Source organism: Sphaerospermopsis reniformis (assembly GCF_005402885.1).
GTDB classification, from domain to species: domain Bacteria; phylum Cyanobacteriota; class Cyanobacteriia; order Cyanobacteriales; family Nostocaceae; genus Sphaerospermopsis; species Sphaerospermopsis kisseleviana.
This window is the reverse complement of the sequence record NZ_BJCE01000327.1, coordinates 1-4,705: the sequence shown is the minus strand read 5'-3', so window position 1 is coordinate 4,705 and position 4,705 is coordinate 1. Positions and strand designations below refer to the sequence as shown.

General features: G+C 39.7%; 4 protein-coding genes. 2 read left to right on the top strand and 2 right to left on the bottom strand.

Annotated elements, in window-relative coordinates; translation table 11 throughout:
• Positions 1-280: 280 nt before the first annotated feature.
• Positions 281-838, bottom strand: coding sequence for a 16S rRNA (guanine(966)-N(2))-methyltransferase RsmD (gene rsmD / locus FFR48_RS25585; protein ID WP_137669303.1), 558 nt, complete (start codon positions 836-838; stop codon positions 281-283).
• Between the two features lie 83 nt (positions 839-921).
• Positions 922-1,557, bottom strand: coding sequence for an imidazole glycerol phosphate synthase subunit HisH (gene hisH, locus FFR48_RS25580; RefSeq protein WP_096571064.1), 636 nt, complete (start codon positions 1,555-1,557; stop codon positions 922-924).
• A gap of 75 nt (positions 1,558-1,632) precedes the next feature.
• Here hisH and FFR48_RS25575 point away from each other — a divergent pair, with 75 nt between their 5' ends.
• Together FFR48_RS25575 and FFR48_RS25570 are read left to right on the top strand one after the other, a co-directional pair.
• Complete coding sequence (locus tag FFR48_RS25575; protein WP_137669302.1) at positions 1,633-2,229, top strand: pyroglutamyl-peptidase I family protein; 597 nt, start codon at positions 1,633-1,635, stop codon at positions 2,227-2,229.
• A 145-nt stretch (positions 2,230-2,374) separates the two neighbouring features.
• Positions 2,375-3,733: a DUF3370 domain-containing protein gene (locus FFR48_RS25570; protein ID WP_137669301.1), complete on the top strand. Its 1,359-nt coding sequence runs from the start codon at positions 2,375-2,377 to the stop codon at positions 3,731-3,733.
• Positions 3,734-4,705: the final 972 nt, after the last annotated feature.

The window sequence follows — 4,705 nt, the reverse complement described above, 5'->3', positions numbered from 1 at the left end:
AAACCTTGATATATCAAAGGTTAGAGGCTGATAAACACAGAAATTAGTGCAAGGGTTTTGAAGGGTATACCGGAAAAAGTGTGCATTTTTGGGGATTTCAAGAGATGGCAAAGAAATTTTCAAATCTTCTCCTGACTCCTGACTCCTGACTCCTGACTCCTATGCCCTCACGGAAAGACTTTCTCAGCAACCCCTAATTAGTAATTGTCCCCAATTACCAATTACCAATTACCAATTACAAGTCTCAACAGATATGATAAGTATTCAACCGTAGATGATATCACTCGCTTTCCGATACTTCCATTGTTCTGTAAAAAGTTAGTGCTGTGTTGCCATAAACTTTTTGGCGGCTGATTTCCCAAGTTGGGATGATTGGTGGTGTAAAATTAGGACTATGTTCTACTGCTATTTCCCCTTGAGGATCTAAAAGTTGATAGTGAGCGATCGCTTCTAAAACAGGCTCATATAAACCACTGGCATAAGGTGGATCAAAATATATTTTGTCAAATTTTTGACCTGATAATTTTTTTAATTGTTGCAGGACATTTCCCCGCAATAATTGAAATTTTTGTTCATTATTCGCTATCTGCTGCCAATTTTGTTGAATAATGGCACAGGCTCGACTTGCTTGTTCAATTCCTACTACTAAACAGGCTCCCCTACATAAAGCCTCTGCACCCATTGAACCACTACCGGCACATAAATCTAACCAGCGACAATGATCAATTTCTCCCTGCCAAATATTAAAAACGGCCTCCCGTACTCGCGCACTGGTGGGTCTAGTCTCTTGCCCTGGTAAAGTTTTTAACAGACGATTCCCGTAAATTCTTAAACTCATTAATTAGTCATTGATCATTAGTTATTAGTCATTAGTCATTAGTCATTAGACAACTGACGACTAACAAAGAAAGCAAATTTTTATTAAGCAGGGATTTTTTCACGGACTTGAGCCACAAAATTAGATAAAACTTGCAATCCAATATTAGAGGATTTTTCGGGGTGGAATTGAACCGCCATGAGATTTTCATGAGCGATCGCTGCTGTCACAGTTTGACTACCATGAGTCACTGTTGCTGCTCTAATTTGCGGTTCAGTTGGTTCAACATAGTAGGAATGGACAAAATAAACCCAAGGTTGATGGGGTAAATGTTCCCACAAAATGCTTCTTGGTTGAGTCAGTTGCAGTTGATTCCAACCCATGTGGGGAATAGCTATTCCTGGTTCTGGACGAAATCGCCGCACTTTTCCCCGTACTATTCCTAGTCCTGGTTGAGTTCCTTCGGCGCTAGATTCAAATAAAATTTGCAGTCCTAGACAAATACCTAAGAACGGTTTACCAGATGCGATCACATCTTTAATTGGTTGTTCTAAACCGCGTGAACGTAAATGTTGCATGGCAGGATCAAAAGCTCCCACTCCTGGCAAAACTATAGCATCTGCTTGTTCTAACTCCTTGGCAGAATAAGTTACTTTAGGAATTGCACCAGCTTTTTCTAAACCTTTACAGACTGAGTGCAAATTTCCCATATCATAATCTACGACCGCAATGACTGGCATTTACTTGCTCCTTGTAAATTTATTAGGGAAGCATTTATATTCTAATTCTAAATAATATTCTAAATAATATTTATTATGCAGAAAAAAATATTATTAACTTCTTTTGACACTTGGCTGAGTGAACAACAGTCAAATTCTTCTGATGACTTGTTACTCGAACTAGCCAAAATGGCTGATATCTATCATGACTTAACTTTTTTGCGACGATTACCTGTAGATGTTCCCCTTGCCAGTTCTCGCGTCATTGCCAAAATCAATGAACTCAAACCAGATTATGTTATCTGTTGTGGTATGGCTGCTAGTCGGCAAAATTTAAGTGTGGAAGTTGTTGCTAGTAGCGAGTCTATACAGACTACTGATATTTCATTTAGAGATGGTGGAGAAAATTTTGGGATAATAACTTTGCACACAATTGTTAATGTTGAACAATTAATAGCTGAGACAGCAGCAGTTGAGATTAGTTACGACTGTGGTAAATTTGTGTGCGAAGGTCTTTATTATTCAGTGTTGGACTACTTGAATCAATCTCAACTACCCATTCCTTGTATTTTTGTCCATGTTCCGATTTTGCATCAAGAAAATTTGCTAGACATTCTTGCTGATTTTGTTTTAATCATGAATAATTTGGTTATTTTTGAATCAAGGGAACAGGGAACAGGGAATAGGGAATAGGGAATAGGGAATGGGGAACAGTAAATCATAAACTCCACTCACTAATAACTGTTAACTGTTAACTGTTAACTGTCACCTGTCACCAGTCCCCAGTCCCCAGTCCCCAGTCCCCAGTCAGTTATAAATTTTGAATTTTAAATTTCCTATGTTGTCAGCATTACTCGGTTTGACTCTCGCGCAAGCAACTCCAACCGCACCACCACCAGAAGAAGTGGTAATACCTCAAGAGGTGCGAGCTTTACCAGGCAGGTTGGATACTGTTCCAGTATTTAATAGTAATAGTCCAGAATTGGTATTAAAGGAAGGTATTTTACTTTCTACCTTTCCTTCAGAGGATAAAAAAGTACCTACTGCACATTTAAACTTTCCTTTTCAGGGGCGGTTTGATGTCTTTTCCCATCATATTGCTAGAGCAGAACCACCAGAAGATTTACGTTCTCTTTACCACGGGATAATTTTACATAACCCTGGTAATACACCGGTAACTGTGAATATATTGCAAGGTGCAAGTTATTTAAGTCAACCAGATGCACCTTTTTTACCATTAGATTCTTTTATTCCTAATGATGCGGGAAATGTGTTTGCAGGTCCGGGTAGTAGGGTGATGTCTGATATTTTGAGAGGGAGAAGACAAAATATTTTCCCAGCGCAAATAGTCATTCCTCCTGGGGAAAGCCAGATGTTATTAAATTTACCTATTCCCGTGCGAGAATTGACACCACCTTTAAATGGTCGTTCTACTTATATGCGTTTGCGGAGTAATGGGACGGTGTATGCTGCTAGTTTAGCGATGTTTGCAAAAACTAATGCTGATGGTAGTGAACGAGTGCCAACTTTAGCAGAATGGGAAGATTTATTAAAGAATGGTGATTTATCAACACCGAGAGATAAAACCCCGACTCCTATACAGGGAAATGGTAAACCTGCAATTTATGGAAGAGTTGCGGGTGTGTCCCGTGGGTCACAATGGCGATCGCTTTTAACAGATAATTCTAACAGCAGGTATTTAACTATTCCCCAACCTGGTCAAGCTTTTTCTTATGCTTTAAGTTCTTTACATGGGGGAACTTTTGGTACAGGTCAAATTCAAACAGCACCGATGTTAGTGCGTTATCCTGATACAGCTTATTTTGCACATGGTAATTATGGCATTCAATATAGTTTAAGGTTGCCTTTGTTGAATAATTCCCAAAGTGCAAAAAATGTCACTGTATCTCTGCAAACTCCCATTAAAGAAAATGAGTTAACAAAATCAGGTTTAAGGTTTTTTACAACTCCTGCGCGTCAGGTTTTCTTTAGGGGAACTGTCCGAGTTCGTTATCGAGATGATCAGGGTAAACCGGCGACTAAGTTTGTACATTTAGTGCAAAAAAGAGGTGAACCTGGTCAACCTTTGGTGTCTTTAAATATGAAACCAGGGGATAATTCTTGGGTAGAGGTTGATTTTCTTTATCCTCCTGATGCTTCTCCTCCGCAGGTTTTGACGGTTGCGACACAGGAGTAATTTAGGTGACAGGTGACAGGTGACAGGTGACAGTAAATAGTTCATTACTTATTACCTATTCTCGTTATTCTCGTTCCCAGTCTCCAGACTGGGAATGCAGTTTTAGAGTCTTTGACTCTACTATAAACGTTTTTTGTCAGAATCAGGATGTCCAGGATTTGAGGATTTACAGGATTAAAGGATTTTCGGTTTAGTCTTTAGTGCTTGGTGCGATTGCTTTGCTCTGGACTTTAGACTAAAAGAGAGCGATCATTAGTGAAAGGGACTGCAAAAAAATCAAGGGATGCCTGTAAGAACAGACACCCCCATAGCGGAAAATGAAAAAAGCACAACCAATTCTCATATAACCGCTATGGATGTTTTTACACAACTTATGTAATTCCGTCAAGCAGCTTATGATTGTTTATGTAGGGCAAAAGACGCAACATTTGAAATGACGGATGCAATATTGCTGACACGCAACGCCTACAGTCTGGCAGACTTATCACTGTCTCCAGTATTTCGTCGTAAGTGGTCAAGTATTTATGAAACAACACAGGATACCAGACCACAACGCAATAAATTGATGAAACTGTACAATCAAAAAATACCAAAACAAGGACGTATAATTTTGGGAGGAGACCACACAGCGTGGTCAAGACCAGATGCTCCCACTCTGAAAGAGAGAACCTACGAACATTCATTATGCCCAAGGAGGAAAAGGAGGTCATCCTGTTACCCCTGGATACGGATACAGTACCATAGCGTGGATACCAGAAACAGAAGGGAGTTGGGCATGACCACTCAGACATGAAAGAATTACAAGTTGGGAAAATCCTATAGACAAGGCGGTATGGCAGTTAAAACAGGTATGTCAAGAATTACCATCAAGACCAATCACACTATGGGACATTGAATACGGATGTGCGCCATTCGTGATCAAAACGGCTGAGATTAATGCAGATAAACTGATGCGCTTGCGTTCCAACCTGT